General features: G+C 57.5%; 15 protein-coding genes and 3 pseudogenes. 10 read left to right on the forward strand and 8 right to left on the reverse strand.

The window, feature by feature from the left end:
• Positions 1-59 precede the first annotated feature (59 nt).
• Positions 60-329, forward strand: a pseudogene (locus ABF859_RS14235) (IS5/IS1182 family transposase); the annotation flags it as partial.
• Between the two features lie 356 nt (positions 330-685).
• Positions 686-1,546, forward strand: a complete 861-nt coding sequence (locus ABF859_RS14240) for a glucose 1-dehydrogenase (protein WP_408870754.1) — start codon at positions 686-688, stop codon at positions 1,544-1,546.
• 50 nt (positions 1,547-1,596) lie between these two features.
• Here the strand turns inward: ABF859_RS14240 and ABF859_RS14245 are convergent, their stop codons facing one another.
• The 3 genes from ABF859_RS14245 to ABF859_RS14255 are packed head-to-tail and all read right to left on the reverse strand — an operon-like array spanning position 1,597 to position 5,366.
• Positions 1,597-3,843, reverse strand: coding sequence for a xanthine dehydrogenase family protein molybdopterin-binding subunit (locus ABF859_RS14245; protein WP_415515952.1), 2,247 nt, complete (start codon positions 3,841-3,843; stop codon positions 1,597-1,599).
• 12 nt (positions 3,844-3,855) lie between these two features.
• Positions 3,856-4,863, reverse strand: a complete 1,008-nt coding sequence (locus tag ABF859_RS14250) for an FAD binding domain-containing protein (protein WP_415528338.1) — start codon at positions 4,861-4,863, stop codon at positions 3,856-3,858.
• The gene (locus tag ABF859_RS14255) at positions 4,860-5,366 is read right to left on the reverse strand and encodes a (2Fe-2S)-binding protein (protein WP_062502531.1); all 507 of its coding nucleotides are present in this window, start codon (positions 5,364-5,366) and stop codon (positions 4,860-4,862) included. The genes ABF859_RS14250 and ABF859_RS14255 overlap by 4 nt, the downstream gene beginning before the upstream one ends.
• Before the next feature lie 256 nt (positions 5,367-5,622).
• Here ABF859_RS14255 and ABF859_RS14260 point away from each other — a divergent pair, with 256 nt between their 5' ends.
• The 4 genes and pseudogenes from ABF859_RS14260 to ABF859_RS14275 form a co-directional block, all read left to right on the forward strand.
• Positions 5,623-6,849: an MFS transporter gene (locus ABF859_RS14260; protein ID WP_253783083.1), complete on the forward strand. Its 1,227-nt coding sequence runs from the start codon at positions 5,623-5,625 to the stop codon at positions 6,847-6,849.
• A gap of 140 nt (positions 6,850-6,989) precedes the next feature.
• Positions 6,990-8,126 carry an acyl-CoA dehydrogenase family protein gene (locus ABF859_RS14265; protein ID WP_062502530.1) on the forward strand — a complete coding sequence of 379 codons (1,137 nt, stop codon included), beginning with the start codon at positions 6,990-6,992 and terminating at the stop codon, positions 8,124-8,126.
• On the forward strand, positions 8,123-8,854 hold the full coding sequence (locus ABF859_RS14270) for a PIG-L deacetylase family protein (protein WP_415528339.1): 732 nt from the start codon (positions 8,123-8,125) through the stop codon (positions 8,852-8,854). The genes ABF859_RS14265 and ABF859_RS14270 overlap by 4 nt, the downstream gene beginning before the upstream one ends.
• Positions 8,851-9,282 (forward strand): annotated as a pseudogene (locus tag ABF859_RS14275) (methyltransferase domain-containing protein); the annotation flags it as partial. The gene ABF859_RS14270 and the pseudogene ABF859_RS14275, both read left to right, overlap by 4 nt.
• A 73-nt stretch (positions 9,283-9,355) precedes the next feature.
• Here ABF859_RS14275 and ABF859_RS14280 read toward each other — a convergent pair.
• From ABF859_RS14280 to ABF859_RS14295, 4 genes and pseudogenes are all read right to left on the reverse strand, one after another.
• Positions 9,356-10,396, reverse strand: coding sequence for a glycosyltransferase (locus ABF859_RS14280; protein ID WP_415528341.1), 1,041 nt, complete (start codon positions 10,394-10,396; stop codon positions 9,356-9,358).
• Positions 10,397-10,551: 155 nt separating this feature from the next.
• Complete coding sequence (locus tag ABF859_RS14285; protein WP_415528342.1) at positions 10,552-10,818, reverse strand: hypothetical protein; 267 nt, start codon at positions 10,816-10,818, stop codon at positions 10,552-10,554.
• Between the two features lie 429 nt (positions 10,819-11,247).
• Positions 11,248-11,607 carry a sensor histidine kinase gene (locus tag ABF859_RS14290; RefSeq protein ID WP_194258030.1) on the reverse strand — a complete coding sequence of 120 codons (360 nt, stop codon included), beginning with the start codon at positions 11,605-11,607 and terminating at the stop codon, positions 11,248-11,250.
• Between the two features lie 36 nt (positions 11,608-11,643).
• Positions 11,644-11,946: pseudogene (locus tag ABF859_RS14295) on the reverse strand (IS481 family transposase); the annotation flags it as partial.
• Positions 11,947-12,810: 864 nt separating this feature from the next.
• On the opposite strand from ABF859_RS14295, the gene ABF859_RS14300 reads away from it, so the two are divergent.
• From ABF859_RS14300 to ABF859_RS14315, 4 genes are all read left to right on the forward strand, one after another.
• Entirely contained in the window at positions 12,811-13,377 is a 567-nt protein-coding gene (locus ABF859_RS14300) for a hypothetical protein (protein WP_415528343.1), read from the forward strand.
• A gap of 400 nt (positions 13,378-13,777) precedes the next feature.
• Positions 13,778-14,047 carry a hypothetical protein gene (locus ABF859_RS14305; protein WP_194258032.1) on the forward strand — a complete coding sequence of 90 codons (270 nt, stop codon included), beginning with the start codon at positions 13,778-13,780 and terminating at the stop codon, positions 14,045-14,047.
• 439 nt (positions 14,048-14,486) lie between these two features.
• A complete protein-coding gene (locus ABF859_RS14310) occupies positions 14,487-14,756 on the forward strand; it encodes a hypothetical protein (protein ID WP_406586273.1) in 270 nt (89 codons plus the stop codon).
• Positions 14,753-15,130 (forward strand): hypothetical protein, encoded by a 378-nt coding sequence (locus ABF859_RS14315; protein WP_415528344.1) that lies wholly within the window; start codon positions 14,753-14,755, stop codon positions 15,128-15,130. Before ABF859_RS14310 ends, ABF859_RS14315 begins: the two co-directional genes overlap by 4 nt.
• Before the next feature lie 45 nt (positions 15,131-15,175).
• On the opposite strand, the gene ABF859_RS14320 is transcribed toward ABF859_RS14315, so the two are convergent.
• Positions 15,176-15,370 carry a hypothetical protein gene (locus ABF859_RS14320; RefSeq protein WP_010505636.1) on the reverse strand — a complete coding sequence of 65 codons (195 nt, stop codon included), beginning with the start codon at positions 15,368-15,370 and terminating at the stop codon, positions 15,176-15,178.
• Between the last annotated feature and the right edge of the window lie 130 nt (positions 15,371-15,500).

Consider the following 15,500-nt stretch of genomic DNA (forward strand, 5'->3'; position numbering starts at 1 on the left):
TGAACGACGTCGACCGTATCATGGTTTACGCCAATGACGTCTCACAACCTGACAGCTAAGACTTCATGGAAAAGCAGGGCTTTGTCTCAAAGGTTCACAGGAAGAAGCCGCATCTCAAACCCATGCCACTCCATATCCAGCGGTCCAATGCAGGAAAGTCCGTGATCCGATCCCGCGTCGAGCATGTCTTTGCCGATCAGAAATCGCAGACGGGACTGTTCGTCCGAACTGTCGGTATCACCCGGGCCACCATGAGGATCGGCCTGGCCAATATCGTCTACAACATGCGCCGCTTTCTCTTCCTGCAGCGGATCAGCACCACAGCGTAGCTCTCAAGCGGATAACAGCCCCCAATCTGCTCAAAACGCAGACCGGATGCCATCGCAAAAACCGTCAATCAAGTCGCCAAAAGCCAGAAATCACGGGCCACGTACATCAACTAACGGTTCTTCGATCCCTCCAGATCCGGGTCCCGCATATCCTCCGGTGGTCCGTTTTCGACGAGCCCGTCAGGCTCAGGCATACCTTTCACGCATTAAAATAAAAACGCAACTGTAATGCTAGCGTATATCTGTGTCCGTTTTATGTATCACCCCCGTTAGGCAACACTTGGCTGCCCTGGCAGTTGAACATGGCAGACGTGTTTTCTTCGGAAAACACCAGACCCCTTTTGGAGTGGTGTTTCATGCCTGATCATATTCTTCCCCAATCTCAGGATCATCAACCCGGCCTAGAAGGCCTGATGCAGCCCAAGGCCATTCACATCCGGCCTGATTATCGTGGCAGCGGTAAGCTTGAGGGCAAAAAGGCTCTCATTAGCGGAGGTGACAGTGGGATCGGGCGTGCTGCGGCCATCCATTTTGCCCGTGAAGGTGCTGATGTCGCGATCCTTTATCTGGAAGAGCACGAAGATGCACAGGAGACTGTGCGTCTCATTGAGCAGGAGGGCCGCAAGGGACTGGCCATTGCCGGTGATGTCTCTTCAAGTCAGGTCTGCAATGATGCCGTTGCCCGTGTAGTGGACGCGTTTGGAGGTCTGGATATTCTCGTTAACAACGCGGGTGTCCAGATTGTCGAGGAAGATGTTGAAGCCATATCCGACGAAGAATGGCAGCGTCATATGGACACCAACATCAACGGCTATTTCTATCTGGTTCGTGCCGCCCTTCCGCATTTTGGAAAGGGAAGTGCGGTTATCAATACGTCGTCCATCAATGCCTTTACTGGAAACAAGGCGCTTCTGGCGTATTCGACGACCAAGGCTGCCGAAATGGGGTTCACACGCGCTCTGGCGTTACAACTGGTTTCCAAGGGTATTCGCGTGAACGCCGTAGCTCCGGGCCCGGTCTGGACGCCGCTTCAGCCCGCAAGCTGGGGTGTTATTGATCCGCAGGCAGTGGCTGATCTCGGAAAAGATACGCCCATGGGACGGTGTGGTGATCCCGCGGAGCTCGGACCGGCTTATGTCTATCTGGCGAGCGAAGATGGATCTTTCATGACCGGACAGACATTGCATGTGAATGGCGGGATGATCGTCAACGGCTGATTGTCTTTGCTGTCTTCTTTGGTCCGGATGGACCAAGGAAGATTCAGGCATCAGCTGCCCGACATAATGGGCAGATTGCGGTGACGCTGGCCTGTCGCATGGAAGATGGCGTTGGCGATGGCCGCGGCTGTTCCGCATATCCCGATTTCACCCACGCCTTTGACCCCGAGCGGGCTGACTTCCTTGTCTTTTTCCTCGACGAAAAGGACGTCCATGTCCGGAATGTCGGCGTGGGCCGGGATGTGATACTCGGAAAAATTATGGTTCATGAAGCGGCCGACGCGTTCGTCCATCAGGGACTCTTCGTGAAGCGCCATGCCTGTTGCCATGACCATGGCGCCGCGGACCTGACTGGCGGCGGTCTTAGGGTTCATGATGCGACCGGCGGCGACGGCATTGACCAGCCGCTTCACACGCACGATACCGAGTTCCTCATCCACGCGGACTTCGCAGAAAACGGCACTGTGGGTGAAACGGGCCTTTCTCATCTGGCTGATGGTCCCACGAAGCCCCGGCTTCGCGGTTTCTTCGACTTCAAGCTTTTCCTGTCCCGTTAGAGACATCGCTTCGGACAGGGGCAGCCTTAGGGTCTCGTTCCCCTCCGCACCTTGGAGGAACCCGTCCTGCAGAACTGTAGTGTTGTTCGACAACCCTTCTGTCAGCCAGGCGGAGATGTTTCCGCTTTTCCCCAGCAATTTGAAAAGCTTTTCGCGCAGGCTCTGACAGGCAAGCCAGACCGCAGCTCCAGCTGAGGCGGCTGTCCATGAACCACCCTCAGTCGGACATTCCGGAAGAGTTGAATCGCCAAGTTCGATATCAATCATCTCGATAGGGATGCCGAACGCTTCCGACGCCGTCTGGGCCAGAATTGTGTAGGTCCCGGTTCCGATGTCGGAGGCGGCGGTTGCGATATGCAGACGTCCATCGCCAGTCAGTGTGGCGCGGGCCGATGTGGGGGAGAACATTGCGTCCCAGATACCTGTTGCCATGCCCCAGCCGATCAGTTCCCTGCCCTCCCGCATGCTTTTCGGTGCCATTGGTCGGTTTTGCCAGCCAAAGCACTCTGCGCCCTCATGCATGGCCTTTTTCAATGCCTTGCTGGTCAACGGCATGTCATGCATGGCGTCGATGTCGGAATAGTTGTGCAGGCGGAAGGCCAGCGGGTCCATGTTGCAGGCATAGGCCATTTCATCGATGGCCATCTCAAAGAGATTGACGCCTGTAGCAGCTCCGGGGGCGCGCATGTCACTGGAGGTATAGGTGTCACGTGGAGCGACTTTGTAATCGGCCGTGGCGTTGAGGCATTTGTAGTTGATCAGCCCCCAGATCACGAGATTTTCCATGTTGTGCTCAAAGCGCGACGTGTCTGTCACGCCATCGACGACCATGGACTGCAACGTGCCATCCGGCTGGGCGCCGAGGGCGATGTCCATGACGGCTTCCGGACGGAAGACATGAGTGAACATCTGCGGCCGCGTCAGGGTGATCCGGACCGAGCGCTTCAACATTTTTGCGCTCAGCGTTGCGAGGAAGACGTTGTGGTGGGCGCGCAGGCCGGAGCCGAATGCCCCGCCGACATAGGGATTGCGCACGCGGACCTGATCTTTGGAAAGGGACAGGGCGCTCGTCAGATAGGCCTGTACGGCCTGCGGACCCTGTGTCTTGTCCCAGACCGTGAAGCTGCCGTCCTCCTCGACGATAACGGTCGTGGCGTGCATTTCCATGGGATTGTGATGCTCGGGAGCGAGGTGATAGCGCCCTTCGATCTTGATCGGGCTGAGGGCATAGGCCTCGGCAGCGTTCCCGCGTGATTTCGGCGGCACGTAATTGCTGCGGGTTTTGCCGGGCATGTATTTCTGGTGCAGGGATGCTTCGAAATCCGCATTATGCGGCCAGCGTTCGTAATCCACTTCGAGACGCATGGCGGCTTCACGGGCGGCTTCGAATGTCTCTGCGAGGACAACGGCGACGGGCTGGCCATTGAAGCTGATTTCCGCGTCATGGAGTGGTCTGTAGGGAGAGCCGGGGACGCCCAGACCATCCATGTAGGATTTTTCAAAAAGCGCGCTGTGGGGGCGGTTGAGATGCGTCATGACCTCCACTACGCCTGGCACCGCGCGGGCGGCTTCGTCGCGGATCGCCTCGATCCGGCCACGGGCGATGGGGCTGTTGACGATGAAGCCGTACAGCATGCCGGCAGGATGCGGTTCGGCGGCGTAGCGGGCCTGTCCCGTCACCTTGGCGATGCCATCGATCCGGGAGACGGGCTGTCCGATTTTTGCTGAATGGAGGGTCATACCCGGGTTCTTTCAGAAAATGGTCTTTTGCGTCTGGGACTGGGGCGTGCCTGCAGCGGCCTGCGAGAGGGCGCGGATGATAACGCGGGGGGCCAGCTTCAGCTTTGCGGCGTTGTCGCGGTCGGTGACGGCCCCTTGCAGCAGGCAGTCGGCAGCGTCGCGGAACAGGGAAGGGGACGGTGTTTTCCCGTCAAGGAGGGCTTCGGCTTCCGGGACACACCAGGGTTTTGTACCGACGCCGCCCATGGCGATGCAGGCCTTGCGGATCGTGTTGTTTTCCATCTGCAGTCCCGCTGCGACGGACACGATGGCGAAGGCGAAAGACAGGCGGTCGCGGATCTTGAGATAGGTATGATGAGGCCCGAAGCTGAGCGGCGGAAGATCGATGGACGTGACGATTTCGCCAGCGCGCAGGATGTTGTCCTGCCAGGGTGTGTTTTCCGGCAGGCGGTGATAGTCGCGCAGAGGAACACTGCGCTCGCCTTCGGGACCTGTGAGGTTGACTGTCGCGTTCATGGCCGCGAGGGCCACGCACATATCGGACGGGAATGTGGCGATACAGGCCTCGCTGGTGCCGAGGATGGCCATGATCCGGTTGCGACCGCCTTTGGCGGAGCATCCCGTACCGGGGGAGCGCTTGTTGCAGGCCATGTCCGGGTCATAGAAATAGTGGCAGCGGGTGCGCTGGTTCAGGTTTCCGCCATTCGTGGCCCTGTTACGGATCTGGGGGCTTGCACCGGCAAGGATGGCGGAGGCTAGAAGGGGATAGCGCTCGGTAACGAGCGGGTGGGCTGCGGTATCGGCATTGGTGGCGAGGGCACCAATGCGCAGACCTCCATCAGGGCGTTCCTCGATCTGGCTCATGGACAGGGCATTGAGATCGACGACATGTTTGGGGCGTTCGACGTCCGATTTCATGAGGTCGATGAGGTTGGTGCCTCCTGCGAGGTAACGCGTATGCTCAGGGATGCGCTGTGCTGCGTCAAGTGTGTCGGGACGGGAATAGGAGAACTGTCTCATGCGGCCTCTCCAGCCCTGTCTTGCTGATGCTGGGCAAGGACCTGCTCAATGGCATCGATAATACCGTTATAGGCGCCGCACCGGCAGAGATTGCCGCTCATGAATTCGCGGATTTCCTCGCGGGTGTGGACATGTCCTTCTTCCAGAAGCGCCACCGCCGACATGATCTGACCCGGCGTGCAGTATCCGCACTGGAAAGCGTCCCGGTCGATAAAGGCCTGTTGCATAGGGTGCAGATGTCCATCCGGTGCCAGACCTTCAATCGTTGTGACCTCGGCGTCCGGGATCGATACGGCCAGGATGAGGCAGCTTTTGACCCGCTTGCCATCGACGAGAACGGTGCAGGCACCGCACTGCCCGTGATCGCATCCCTTCTTCGTTCCTGTGAGGTCCAGACGCTCCCGCAGCAGGTCCAGCAGGGTTACGCTGGGTGGCAGGTCGGCAGAGTAGGATTTTCCATTGATCTGGAGGTGACAGGGGCTGGCGACAGACACATCGGTCATGGGAGGGCGCTCCGTTCGGTGTCAGGTTTTTTCAGCGTGTCAGGTTGTAAGCGTCCGGGAGCGTTTAGGTTTCAAGGAATTCTCTGTGATCCCAGTCATAGAATGCGCGCTGATAATAAATATCCCGCAGGTATGGACCTGACCACACAGGATCTGCCTTTTCAAAAAAGGAGAACCCCTACTGTTTTTTTGTAACGGACCCGTGAGCCGACCGTTCAGTACGAGGGACGACTGCAAAAAGACTTTGACGGGAATTATGATGACGAAAAACAGAGCACAGATCCGGCCCGGGAGGGACGACGTTTCCCTGGACGGTCTGAGCTTCCTTCTTGCTGATGTTCAGGACAATCTGGGGAACTTTCTGACAGCCTTCCTGACGATACAGGGCTGGCCTTCAAGCCGGATTGGTGCGGCGATTGCAGCGGGCGGACTTGGGGCGGTTCTGGCCCGCTTTATCGGCGGATGGGCTCTGGATATCTTCCCGCGCAGGCGCCTGATGCTCGCTGCCTGCTGTACCGTGACGTTTCTGTCCGTCGCGGTGATGGCTTGGACGCCGCTGTTTTATCCCATTGTTCTGGCCCATTTCATCGCAGGCGGCGCAGGGGCTCTTTTTACGCCCATTCTTGCGGCCGTCAGCCATCATACGGCAGGAGCTAGAGGCTATATCGCGCGTATGGGCCGCAATGAATCCTTCAATCATCTGGGCAATGCGTCATCCGGCTTCGTGATGAGCCTTCTTGGCAGGGTGATGGGGCCTGTTGCTCCCCTGTGGGGGGTGGGAGGATTTGCGGCAGTCAGTCTGCTGCTGGTCGGGGGCCTTTCGAAACGCGCGGACACCCCTTCGGAACGGTCTCGGGATACCGCTTCGCTGCGGCAGACCCTGCGTGCCATTTTTACGTTCCTTTCCGAGACACGGCTGGCCGTTTTTCTGGTGACCTATCTGCTGTTCAATATCGCCAATGGCGCCGTGGTCCCGCTCATGATCGAGCGTTATGCCTTTTTCCACTTGGGCGATCCGGCGAGCGTGACGGCCATCTGTATCGTGGTCGCCCAGATCACCATGGCGCCCGTAGCCCTTCTCGTGGGTAAAAAGGCGCCGCAATGGCCTCGCAAGCCGCTGTTCGTGTTCGCACTCGCCATGCAACCCGTGCGGGACGGTCTGGTGATCCTGAGCGCGGACTGGCCGACGCTGGTCCTGGTCCAGATCCTCGACGGATTGTCTTCAGGCATCATTCTGGTGCTGTTCTATGCCATTCTTTCGGATATCGCGTCTGGAAGTGGGCGGCGCAATCTGCTTATCGGGCTGGGGTTGGCTCTGGGGACCATCGGTGCGCTCCTGTCCAATCTTGCGGGGGGCGCCCTGACATCAGCCTACGGGTTCAATACGACCTTCATTATCCTGGGCCTGACGGGGGCAGGGGTGGCCTGTCTGTTTGCATGGGGCATGCCTGAGACACATTCACCGGTCTCTGAAGCGGCATGACGGGACGCATGGTGCTCACCATGGGATGGTGCGCCTTCATCATTCCCGCAGAATAGTGACCGGCGGTGCTATTTTAATCGGGATCCATGATCGGCTTCCAGGCGTTGCCCTGATCGGGCTGCGCGGAAGGGTCACAGGGCATGTCGAATTCTGGTCATGAGATGATCGAGGAGGAACGATCTGTCTTTCGGGGCCGACTGAATCATCTGTTTGCGGACTGGAAAGCCAGACCCTTCACGCCAACAGAAAATCTGTTCCCATCAGACCTCCTGAAATCCCTGCGACAGAGCGGGATACTGGATGCCCTTCTTTTCGTTGAGGAAGGAGGGCTTGGATTGGCCTCTCCGTCTGACAGGGGACAGTTTCTTTCGTTGCTGCTGCGGCGAACGGGTTATTTAAGCCTGTCGCTGGGACGGTGTCTTGAAGGGCATGTGAATGTTATCCGTCTTGTGGCGCTGTATGGCACGCAAGAGCAGCGTCACACGTTGGCCACAACATCGAAAAAAGGAATTTTGACCGGGATATGGGTCACAGACGGGGACCCTCCTGTGACCATACGGAAGGAAGGGGGCCTCTGCAGGCTCTCCGGGATCAAGGGATTTGCCAGCGGCGTCAATGAGGTTGGTCTTGCGCTAATTACGGCAACGACCGAGCAGGAAGAGTCGGTCATGCTCCTCGTGCCGACCACGGATGCCGCTCGCAGACAGCCAGGTCCGGGCAAGCTGACCGGGATGCAGGCAAGCGGAACGGGTGCTTATGATTTTACCGGGTTGACGGTCTCTGCTCAGGATATTCTGGGGACGGCGGGAGATTATCTGCGGCAGCCTGAGTTTTCCGCAGGAGCATGGCGCGGATCGGCGGTCGCGATTGGCGCTATGGACCGGCTGGTCGATCTGCTGAGGGAAGAACTTCTGGCCCGGAAGCGGGTCCACAACCCGCATCAGCTTTGCCGGATCGGAGACGCGATGATCCTTCAGAAAACGGCCTCCCTGTGGGTCAGGCAGGCCGCTCATGCTGCATGTGATTGTCCGGAGATGCCCTCCGAGGAGGTTACGGCGACTGTCAATCTGGCGCGGCTGGCTGTTGAACGCGCAGCTCTGGAGTTGATCACGCTGGTGCAGCGTGGTCTGGGGCTTTCGGCTTTTGTAAAAGGGCGGGCCGTCGAACAGATCATTCGGGATCTGGCGACTTATCTGCGACAGCCTGCTCCGGACGAGGCTCTGACAGAAGGCGCGGCCTGGTTTGTCAGTCATGACTGGCCGGAGGACTGCTTATGAAGGTCCGGGATATGCTTCAGTATTTCGCAGACTTTGCGGTCGCGCCCCTTGAGACGATTGCCTCTGGAACCACGCTTATTCTTTCTCCACATCCGGATGATGAGAGTCTGGGATGTGGGGGATTTATTGCCTCTGCGGTGCAGGAGGGGTATCCTCCGGTGGTTGTGATCGTTTCTGACGGCTCTGCGTCCCATCGTGGTTCAGTGGCATGGCCGCCCGCGCGGATTGCGCGGCTTCGTCAGGAAGAAAGCCGGGACGCGGCGGCAGTGCTCGGCCTTCCTTCCGAGCGACTGCTATTTCTGGAATTGCAGGATGCAAGCCTTCCAACACAAGGCGATAGTTTCGATGCTGTCATCCGTAGCCTTACCGAAATGATCTATCGCTATGAGTGCCAGACGGTTCTGGTTCCCTGGCGGTACGATCCGCACTGTGATCACGAAGCTGTCTGGATCATGGGGCAGAAGCTGAAGGCCCTGCTGCCGCAACTGAGGCTCCTGTCCTATCCTGTCTGGGGGCTGACACTGCCGCCTGAAATGGAAATCGATGAGGCCACCCCGGTAGGGTGGCGGCTTGATATCCGGCCGTTTCTGGACAGGAAACGGAATGCCGTTGAGGCGCATCGAAGCCAGAGGGGGCTGGTTGTGGATGATGATCCGGGCGGCTTTGTTCTTCCCGATCATCTGCTGGAGAAAATGCTTCAGCCCTATGAAATCTTCATCGCGTCATGAGTAACGAGACATGGAAACCGGAAGTCTTTGAACGTCTGTTTCATAATAATCCAGACCCATGGGGCTTTGAAAGCCGTCCGTATGAGCGTCAGAAACTGTCGCGGGTTCTGGAATGTCTTCCGGCGGCGCCCATTTTCTTCGCGGTGGAACTCGGATGTGCGATTGGTGTCGGCACCCTGGCATTGGCGCAGCGCTGCGGGCGTGTTCTAGCCTTCGATGCTTCGGAAAATGCACTGGCGATTGCGGGACGGCGGTGTGAAGGGCAGGCGCATGTCAGCTTTCTGAAAGCGTTCCTACCAGCGGATTATCCAGTTGCGGAAGCCGCGGGCTGCGACCTCGTTCTTATTTCCGAGCTTCTTTACTTCCTTTCTCCAAAAGACATCCGTCGACTGGCGGACATGGTCATGGAGAGCCTGAAATCTGAAGGGCATATCCTGATCGTAAATTGGACAGGGCAGACCGACACGCCATGCACGGGTTATGAGGCGGCCGAGCACTTCATCAGGGCCTGTCGGGAAAAACACTGGATTCCGGAGCTGTCAGAGCAGGGAAAGGGATATCGTATTGACCGGCTGTCTCGATCGGGAACCTCTTCGGTAAACACTGTTTCATCTGGCGAAGGCGCTTGAGTACCCTTAGGGCCCGTTCATGATGTTGCTGCAGATCGTTTCTGCGGATGCAGACTACAGGAAGGTCGGGATAGGAAATATCGAGGCAAGAAGATTGGCTCTGCCAGTATGTTCGTTCTCTGCGAAGTCTCAGCAGACGTCTGGAAACAGGTTCGAAGGCATCGTCAATATATTCGTCTTGGGCGATCAGGCGACGCGTCAGAGTTTCCGCCATTCCGCCGCCTGCGCGGCCCTGAAGGCGCGCGGAGACGTATACCTGCACCTGTGGGGCATGACGAGCCGCAATGCCGTTCTGTCGCAGGATCCTGGCGAAAGCCCGGTCTTCTCCGGAAGGCACGTTCGGGATGCCGCCCGTCCTGCGCCAGGCCGCATGCGTTACAGCGATACTGGCGCCTGAATGTTCCAGATGCCGGGGCCACGGGTCGTGTGGTTCGGGAGAGAGAAGCAGCTCGATCTGGTCCAAAATCGCACCATAGGCCCGTTCCAATTTCTCATCTTCATGAAGATGAGGAGGAATCTTTTTGTATTCTTCAGGTAGAAGAAGAACCCGCCCAAAAACCGCTTCAACAGGATATTGAATAAAAGCCTCGAGAATACTGTCCATCCAGTCGCTCGCAACTTCGCTATCGGCATCCGTAGTCAGAAGGATCGCGTCCGGGGACGCGGTTTTGGCGGCATGTGCCATGGCGTCACGTCGCGCCTTCCCGGCACTCGCCATTGCGGGAGGATAGCAGACCGTGACAGTTTCCAGCTCAAATGGCAGGCTGGGGATAAGAGAATGTGCCCGGTTTTCGGTCTCATCGGTCGTGTTATTGATCCAGAGAACGACCCTGTGAGGAAGATGTTTTTGCGTCGCCAAGGCGAGAAGGCAGGGGACGATGTGCTCGTCTTCATTACAGACAGGGATCGCCACAATTCTTGGCTTTCCCCAAAATAGGAGCTCCCTGCTCAGCGCTACAGTATCAGTGCGGATAACCGGAAGGACGCGGCTATTTCTGTCACATGTACCCCATCCTTTGACATAAGGCTTAGCCTTGTCGGGTCCTCGCTCTCGGTCATGCAACATCGTCAGGCGCTCGCCATAAACTGTGGTTTAAACAACATCTGAGCCTGATTGGTCGGATTGTCTGGACCCTCGGGGAGTGCCGGAGGATCACCCTGCGGAGGAGGGAGCGCTTTCTTTTCCTGAAGATATGATTTTCCGGGATATTCCTCTTCCGAAGGTTCGTCCGTGATGAGCCTCTTATCCGGATATGGATCGAAATGTTCCCGCTCGTCTGGAGAGCCGGGAACTTTCGTGGGATTTATGGGGAGAGCACTCTCTGGAAAAAGCATCTTCGCCTCCTATAAGGAGACAGATCAATGGTTGAGAATGCTGAGAGTTCAGATCACTTAAAAAAGACTTGGATTCTTCTGGTACCTGCCCATCAACGGTTATTCGCCTATCTGAGGTTTAGATCGCACCCGCACATTGTGTATTGAGGATATTCCATAAGCGTACGGGTAGAACTTCACCAGCGAATTCTGACATTATTACTTATCTCGATAGAGATATATTGCGAATATATAAGTAGAACTATAAGTCGTTAGCGAGATCACATATAATCTATGAAACAGAATTCTGGGGAGTATACAGTCAGTAAGCTTTATATGTTCATGAGCGATATGGAATTTCCAAATGCAGTCCCGTGCCATCCGGGCAAGACCATTCCGGTGTTGCCCCAATCTGCCGGGCAAGCCCTTCAATAAGGGCTGTACCTGGCCCTAAGCACGAGCCCGATCCTTCACCGATAAACCGTTGCCATTATTCCATATCCGGATGTGCAGCCACCCATCACGTCTTCTTGCATCCACAGAAATAAAGCCCGTGTCCGCTTCGCTTTTGTCCGTGAAAGAATATTTCCTACTGTTAGTTGCAAACTTGTTAAGGATGAGATCCAACGGAATGGCGATGTCGCTTTTCACATCTAGATCTTCCACTTGTAACGCCAACTGGATTGGCATGTCCTGGCGCGACATAATCAGGCCCTCCAGAAGCTGGGTAACATAAGGTTGTAACGAAAGCCGATCGGCATTACGAGCAGTATAGACATGGTCATGGGCCAAACGCAGCGCATTCTCCATGTCCGGCCGTCGTGAGATCTCGTGACACTGAAATCAGCGATACAGAGCCGGGCGTGTCAGACGGGGGTGCTGGCCTGCAGGGCATAAAGGCAGTCATCCAGCGGCAGCAACGTATGCCTGCGAAAGGCCACGACCATCGCTTCGTCCGTCTCGAATAGGACCGTTGAGCGCGGCTCTTTAGGGCCTGTCTTCTGATCCTCAACCGTTTGACGCTTCCGCCATTTCACAACTGTTTTCGGGTTGATCCCGAACTCCTCGCTCAACGAAGCCTGCGATCGCTGTAGTGCTAGCTCGCACGGCGTACGTGATCGTGGCGCTGTCATGACGTATCTGTCCGATAAGGCTTCCCTCCACTCTCGTGGAATACCATACCATCAAACCCCGGGACCAAACACCTAAGGAGCGGAGGTAACGCGGCACCGCTGATAGCGGGGCGACCGGCCTGTTCGATAACCCCAAACAGGCAGTGCATGGTGCGCTGTGTCCGCCGGATTACTCATCAGCTTCGCTACGATGAGACAGGACGGTTCTGAGTTTGTCGGCGTCCGCCGGCATTGCCGGATTATAGACGACCAGGGTCAGGTCCGGTCGGCCGTCGACCGAGAATATCGAGTGTTCGAAGGCGCAAGGAGTCGAGAACTGGGTGATCAATGTGCTTGATGGTATCAACGGGTGCTTCGGTGGTGCGTTTGCCGCAGGTCCATGACCCGGCAGCAGGGGCTTATCAAGCCGCTGATCGAGATTTTTCGTGCAAATGGGACCTGAGCATATGTCGACGAGGGGCGTAATCTGTGGCCTGCAGCGCATGTTCTGGATGTCGGCCGCCTTTACCGGCTGCCCATCGAGAAGGGCGCAACGGGTTCTGCCTAGAATACGGTGACCGAAGAGGGCGTGGCGATGCGCGATATCGTCGAGACACTCGACCGCTGTCTGGATCTACCGGTCCGTTCCCTCTCAGCAGACGAAATACCTGCGTTTTTCGGGCAGTTTGCGATATTCGCAGGCTTCGACATGGCCGCCTCTAGCGTCCTGACCCGGTAGGCATTGGGATGGGAGCCGACCGAACCGGAACGGATTGCCGATCTGGCACAGCTTGAAATCAAGGACTGACGCCTGCTTCCTCGACCTCTTGCTAGCGCTATTTACCCAGCCCATATTTGTGCCGTCGTCCGACACTGCTTAACAGACACGGAGGATTCCAAAATGCATTTTTCTCGTATGCTTCAGGCAGGCGCCTTTGTTGCTACATTGGCTTGCAGCGTGGCTGCCCTACCCGCACAGGCTCAGGATGCGTTGCGCGTCGTTGACGCGCGCGGACACCAGGTCGGTATCCTGGTCCAGGGCATCGCAACGACAGCGGCAATGCCTGATATCGATATGTTCGAGGCCGTTGATCGCATGATGGCACAGGATGTGGCTCTCATGGCGGCTATCGATCGGACGTTGACCTCGCGGCCGGACGGCGTCCCGCGCGCGGTTCCGGCTGTTGGTCATGACCTCCCGAAACAGAGCATGTCCTGGCAGCGTTTCGAGGCGGTCAGCACCGGTGGACCCACCGCCTGTACGCAGACGATCACGATTACATCAAACGGTCAGGCAGCGCCAATCGTTCATATGTCACGCACCGGAAGCAAGTCCTGTGCGACGCTCCCCGCGCCGATGACAGTTGACAATCCCGGAGATCAAAAGTCTGGTTCCACGACTCTGACGCCCGCCGTCGAAACGCGGACAGAAGTCCCGACGAACAGACACACTGGAAGCGCTCTGTAAGACGGGTGGTGGCCCGAAAATCCCGGGCCGCCATCATAGAAGGAGAATATATTGATTTTCTGCGATCATCGCCATGACGGTTAGCGAAAATTAACAAAACCCATGTAATTTCTGTCTGCAACACCGCCACAGAAAATAAATACAAATAAAAATAATAAAATTATTCACGAAAAAGAATCTGCATTTCGTGCCCTCTTGACGAGGCAAGCATCTCTTCCAATCTTGCTTTCGCTGGACGCCATCGGGTCCAGCATAGGCTCTGTGAGCCAGACAACTGGAGTCCATGTTGCTTTAATCGGAGGATGTGGATGTCGACACTGAAAGGACTTTATTCCCGCTATCGCCGCTCCTTGCGCACAGCCGCCCGGAGATGGCGCAACCGACTGGAGGGAGGCGTATCATGGTAACGCGCGCCCTTTTCGGAGACGATCCGCTAGCTCCGCGTGTCCTCTCCGTGCTCCGCCGCCTCGGTCATGACGGACGTGGCGTGACGCTAACGTCTCTGGTGGCCCATACCGGTATACCGGGGATCAGACTTCGCTCCACGCTGGAACGTCTGGTCCAGGCGAGCGCGGTCGCCCCTGCCGGGTGTGATCCCCTGGCTTCTGATCTCGCGTTCCGTCTCCCCATGCGGGCAAGAGCCGCACCGCCATTTCCGGTCGCGGCGTAAGGCACTGACCGCGCCGGGTAGATCAGAAACGCCTTCTCCGAGCGGAAACGCCGTCTTTTCTGGAACGACCGCACGAATGAGAGGGTGGAGCGGGGCCTGCCAGCGGGGGGCCCGCGTTTCTGAAGATGAAGTCAAAAGCAGAGAGAACAGGGAGATGTCGAGTTTTGTCCATTTTCTCAACCTGAAGGCGCTTCAGGACTATTGGAATAACCATCCCTCCGTGCCCCGTTCACCGGGGGCAATGCGGCCAGTTTGGTCGCACTCCGCCGGAGAGACGGAGCGAGCGGAACAGACGGCCAAGCAACCTTGGCGCCTTCGGCAGAGGGAGAGACCACACGTCGCTGTCGGTCTCGTCCTCATGCTGCTGGTCGGAATGGCCTCGCCGGCATCAGCTCATGCGCCGCATGATGTGCTATCGTGCGAGACAGAAAAGCAGTCGGTGAACATTCCATCCATGCCACTGGCCCGCGCCATCGAGATGTTGGGCCGGCAGACCGGGTGCCCGGTCCTTGTCGACCCGCCCCTTGTGGACGGCCGGACCTCGGCAGCCGTCAAGGGCGCCTATACGCCTCAGGGCGCCCTCCTGCATCTGTTCGGGTCCGTGCATGTCGACGTCACCGCCACTGTTTCGGGCTTGAGCGTCAGCCCTCTGGATGCGACGGCTCTGACATCGGGCGACAAGCGCGCCGGCCTGAGGACTGCATCATGACTCTTCACACGGACAGGCCGAACAGGATTATGTCGCTTCCGACCGTTCAGATCGGCACAGAACTGGCGGTCCTGCTGACCGACTATCTCGGCGACGAGGAAAAAGGCCGGGGATATGACAGCCTCATGCGTCGGGCGGCTGACCACCGGGTTTACGATCGGGTTTCTCGCTGGAGAACTGAGTCAGACCCGGAACCAACGACCGTCGCCGTGGTCCGAAAACTCCTGCCTGTCGCTGACCGCACCCACATGGCTAAGACCCTGGGTATGTCGTTGGGAGCCCTCGAAAACCAGCCGACATCGGCCTTGCCAAAGGCCGTGCGAGATCATGCCAGAACATTGTCCTGTCGTCTGCCACGCTGGCACCGGCTCTGACCCGGATGTGAGCCGGAAGGGCCACGAGCCCTTCCGGAGACTGATTCAATCCGCATGGGGGTTCGCATCCACATCCGAGGGATCAAGCGGTTCGACCAGTTCTTCCTTGTCCGGATCGATTGGTGGCTCCTCTTCGTCAGATGCAGACGCCGGAGGCGGGCGGTGCTCCTTCTCCCGAGAAGGAAGCGGAGGCGGTTCGAACGGGCGGTGAGCGCCCACGATCCGTAACGTGTCCTGCATGGGGACATTCTCCATCACTAAAAGAAAAAACCAGATCCACGTGGGAACTATAACGCAATTCATAGATGGTAAAATGGCTATGGAAGACCTCTCCATGAAACGTTCCTGGCAGAGCAGGGACTGGTCCCGC

The sequence above is a fragment of the Gluconobacter sp. genome, assembly GCF_047722525.1.
Taxonomy (GTDB): Bacteria; Pseudomonadota; Alphaproteobacteria; order Acetobacterales; family Acetobacteraceae; genus Gluconobacter.

Bases quoted from the DNA above. Each gene is read 5' to 3' on its own strand.
- ABF859_RS14240 (WP_408870754.1), top strand. From the start codon at position 686: ATGCCTGATCATATTCTTCCCCAATCTCAGGATCATCAACCCGGCCTA.
- ABF859_RS14245 (WP_415515952.1), bottom strand. From the start codon at position 3,843: ATGACCCTCCATTCAGCAAAAATCGGACAGCCCGTCTCCCGGATCGAT.
- ABF859_RS14250 (WP_415528338.1), bottom strand. From the start codon at position 4,863: ATGAGACAGTTCTCCTATTCCCGTCCCGACACACTTGACGCAGCACAG.
- ABF859_RS14255 (WP_062502531.1), bottom strand. From the start codon at position 5,366: ATGACCGATGTGTCTGTCGCCAGCCCCTGTCACCTCCAGATCAATGGA.
- ABF859_RS14260 (WP_253783083.1), top strand. From the start codon at position 5,623: ATGATGACGAAAAACAGAGCACAGATCCGGCCCGGGAGGGACGACGTT.
- ABF859_RS14265 (WP_062502530.1), top strand. From the start codon at position 6,990: ATGTCGAATTCTGGTCATGAGATGATCGAGGAGGAACGATCTGTCTTT.
- ABF859_RS14270 (WP_415528339.1), top strand. From the start codon at position 8,123: ATGAAGGTCCGGGATATGCTTCAGTATTTCGCAGACTTTGCGGTCGCG.
- ABF859_RS14285 (WP_415528342.1), bottom strand. From the start codon at position 10,818: ATGCTTTTTCCAGAGAGTGCTCTCCCCATAAATCCCACGAAAGTTCCC.
- ABF859_RS14290 (WP_194258030.1), bottom strand. From the start codon at position 11,607: ATGGAGAATGCGCTGCGTTTGGCCCATGACCATGTCTATACTGCTCGT.
- ABF859_RS14300 (WP_415528343.1), top strand. From the start codon at position 12,811: ATGCATTTTTCTCGTATGCTTCAGGCAGGCGCCTTTGTTGCTACATTG.
- ABF859_RS14305 (WP_194258032.1), top strand. From the start codon at position 13,778: ATGGTAACGCGCGCCCTTTTCGGAGACGATCCGCTAGCTCCGCGTGTC.
- ABF859_RS14315 (WP_415528344.1), top strand. From the start codon at position 14,753: ATGACTCTTCACACGGACAGGCCGAACAGGATTATGTCGCTTCCGACC.
- ABF859_RS14320 (WP_010505636.1), bottom strand. From the start codon at position 15,370: ATGCAGGACACGTTACGGATCGTGGGCGCTCACCGCCCGTTCGAACCG.